The following is a 2962-nucleotide window of genomic DNA, read 5'->3' as shown; positions in this document are numbered from 1 at the left end:
CCAGGAAGATGACGTCGGGGTCGGCGGCGTTGATCTCACCGATGACCTTCTCCCAGAAGACGACCGGCTTGGTGTGCGGGTTGTCGACGCGGAAGATCCGCACCCCGTGGTCCATCCAGAACCGCAGCACCCGCACCGTCTCCTCGACCAGGCCGGGCAGGTCCTGGTCGAAGGCGATCGGGTAGATGTCCTGGTACTTCTTCGGCGGGTTCTCCGCGTACGCGATCGACCCGTCGGGACGGTGGTGGAACCAGTCCGGGTGCTTCTCCACCCACGGATGGTCCGGCGAGCACTGCAGGGCGAAGTCCAGCGCGATCTCCAGCCCCAGTTCCGAGGCCCTCGCCACGAAGGCGTCGAAGTCCTCGATCGTCCCCAGGTCCGGGTGGACCGCGTCGTGCCCGCCCTCCTGCGAACCGATCGCCCACGGCACGCCGACGTCCCACTCCCCGGCGGTCAGCGAGTTGTTCCGCCCCTTGCGATGGGTGCGCCCGATCGGGTGAATGGGCGGCAGGTAGACGACGTCGAAGCCCATCGCGGCGACGGCCGGCAACCGCTCGGCGGCGGTGCGGAAGGTTCCGCTGACCGGCGGCCCGTCCTGCGGCACCACGGCGCCCTCGGAGCGCGGGAAGAACTCGTACCAGGAGCCGTACAGCGCCCGCTCCCGCTCCACCAGCAACGGCATCGGCCGCGCCGCCGACACCAGCTCCCGCAACGGGTGCCGCTCCAGGGCCTCCTCGGCGGCGGGGTCGAAGGCGGCGGCGAAGCGCTCGTCCACGTCCAGCGAGTCGTCGCCCAGCGCCCGGGCGGCGCGGCGGACCGCGTCCCGGCCCGGCCCCTTGGGCACCCGGCGGGCCGCCCGCGCGAACAGCTCGGCGCCCTCCTCCAGGACCAGACCCACGTCGATGCGCGCCGGAATCTTGATGCGGGCGTGCCGCCGCCAGGTGGCCACCGGATCGCTCCACGCCTCCACGGTGTACGTCCACAGCCCCGTCCGGTCCGGCGTCACCAGGGCGCCCCACCGGTCGGTCCCCGGAGCCAGCTCGCGCATCGGCGTCCACCGCCCGGGGCGGCCGTCGGGATCCCGCAGCACGACGTTCGCCCCGACCGCGTCATGGCCCTCGCGGAACACCGTGGCCGTGACCTCGAAGGTCTCGCCGACCACTGCCTTCGCGGGACGTCTGCCGCACTCGACGGCCGGACGGACGTCGCGGACGGGAATGCGGCCGATGGCCTGGGGTCGCTTCATGGTTCTGCCTTCGTGAGCGGGATACCGGGGAGGAATCGGGGCGGGGCCGGTGCCGTCTACCGGCCCGCGGGCGAACGGCGTCCGCCCGGAGGGCCGCGCCGGCCAGGCCGGCCGGCGGTCCGCCGCCCGCGCAGGGGCGGCGCCTCGCGCCGCTCCTCGCGCAGGTAGGGGACGGGACCGGAGCGCAGGTAGCGCTCGGCGGCGTCCGCCGCCTCGCGCGCGCAGCGCTTCCCCATCAGGGCGCACAAGGCGTAGCCCGAGTCCTCGAAGCGGTCGCGCACCGCCGGGTCGGCGGGGGATGCGAGCATCACCCGTTCCCAGGCCCGGTACCGGCTGAGGTCGCGGGCCACTTCGGCCTTGGCCGGGAGCAGCATGGGGCGGGCCCCCTCTCGATGCTTAGGACGGTTGCTGGGCAGGCTTGTCACCCATGGTGCACATGGGACCACGCAGCGTCTTGTTGGGGGTTCAACGACCGCTGGAGTCGTCTCGGGTTGCACGAACGGCGTAAGACTCTCACCCTGAAGGTGACTCAGAAGCGAACACCGCTCACGCTTCGTGTTCGGGGCTCGTGTCCGCCAAGTGGCACGAGGAGGCGGGGAGCTTCGCCGGTGAGGAGCCAACGAGATGAAGACCGCAGTGCCCTGCTACTACCACCTCGACGTGGAGGTCGGTCCGCAACGGGTCGACCAGGTCGGCCGGATCCTGGCCGCCCATCTCCGGTTCTGGAGTCTGGACAACCTCGTCGACCCGGTCCGCCGCGGCGCCGAGGTGCTGCTGCACGCCATCGAGGAGCACGCCGTCGACAAGAAGACCTCCATCGAGATGTGGTGGAACGGTCAGCACCTGATCACCGCGGTCGGGCAGAACGACCGCAACCTCCGCCCCGACCTCGAGCTGCGCCCCTGCCTGACCCACATCGCCACGCACAGCGACGGCTGGGGCTGCTGCGACACGGGCGCCGCCCGGATCATCTGGTTCACCCGGCGCGCCCGCTCCGGGGAGAGGGTCCCGCTGGTGCCCGTCGGTCCCGACCCGCTGGTCACCGAGGCGCTCGAACTGCCGCGGGAGAGGCAGCGCGTCCTGGCCCTGGCCGGGTCCGCGCCGCCGCCGGAGGTCGCCGCCGTGCACGAGAGCGTGGTGACGCGGTGACCGCGCGCAGGACCGAGAGCTCCGGGGCGCCCGTGTGGAGCGGGCGCCCCAGCCCGCTGGGCGCCACCTACGACGGCCAGGGCACCAACTTCGCGCTCTTCAGCGAGGTCGCCGAGCGCGTGGATCTGGTGCTGGCGGACGACGACGGATCGCACCGCACGGTGACGATGCACGAGGTCGACGGCTTCGTCTGGCACTGCCACCTGCCCGGCGTGGGCCCCGGCCAGCGGTACGGCTACCGGGTCCACGGCCCCTGGGACCCCTCCATGGGCCACCGCTGCAACCCGAGGAAGCTGCTGCTCGACCCGTACGCCCGCGCCGTCGACGGCATGCCGGACGACCACCCCTCGCTCTACGAGCGAGCCCCCCGCGGCCGCTCCACGGCCGACAGCGCGGGGCACACCATGCTGGGTGTGGTCACCGATCCGTACTTCGACTGGGGCGACGACCGCTCACCCGGACGGCCGTACGCGGACTCCGTGGTCTACGAGACCCACGTCCGCGGTCTCACCCGCACCCACCCCAAGGTGCCCGCCCGCCTGCGCGGCACCTACGCCGGCCTCGCCC

The 2962-nt window shown here is 72.8% G+C and carries 3 protein-coding genes and 1 pseudogene; 2 read left to right on the top strand and 2 right to left on the bottom strand.

Annotation, left to right across the window (positions count from 1 at the left end):
• Both ACOV8S_RS22560 and ACOV8S_RS22555 read right to left on the bottom strand, forming a co-directional pair.
• Positions 1-1246 (bottom strand): maltotransferase domain-containing protein (locus tag ACOV8S_RS22560; protein WP_448319790.1); only part of this gene is annotated, 1246 nt, incomplete at its 3' end.
• Positions 1247-1302: 56 nt separating this feature from the next.
• On the bottom strand, positions 1303-1620 hold the full coding sequence (locus ACOV8S_RS22555; protein WP_448319788.1) for a DUF5133 domain-containing protein: 318 nt from the start codon (positions 1618-1620) through the stop codon (positions 1303-1305).
• Positions 1621-1870: 250 nt separating this feature from the next.
• On the opposite strand from ACOV8S_RS22555, the gene ACOV8S_RS22550 reads away from it, so the two are divergent.
• Both ACOV8S_RS22550 and ACOV8S_RS22545 read left to right on the top strand, forming a co-directional pair.
• Positions 1871-2395 carry a pep a2 gene (locus ACOV8S_RS22550; protein ID WP_448319786.1) on the top strand — a complete coding sequence of 175 codons (525 nt, stop codon included), beginning with the start codon at positions 1871-1873 and terminating at the stop codon, positions 2393-2395.
• Positions 2392-2962: pseudogene (locus ACOV8S_RS22545) on the top strand (glycogen debranching enzyme); the annotation flags it as partial. The gene ACOV8S_RS22550 and the pseudogene ACOV8S_RS22545, both read left to right, overlap by 4 nt.

Source organism: Streptomyces sp. CO7, from assembly GCF_053474865.1.
This window is presented reverse-complemented; position numbering and strand designations above follow the sequence as displayed.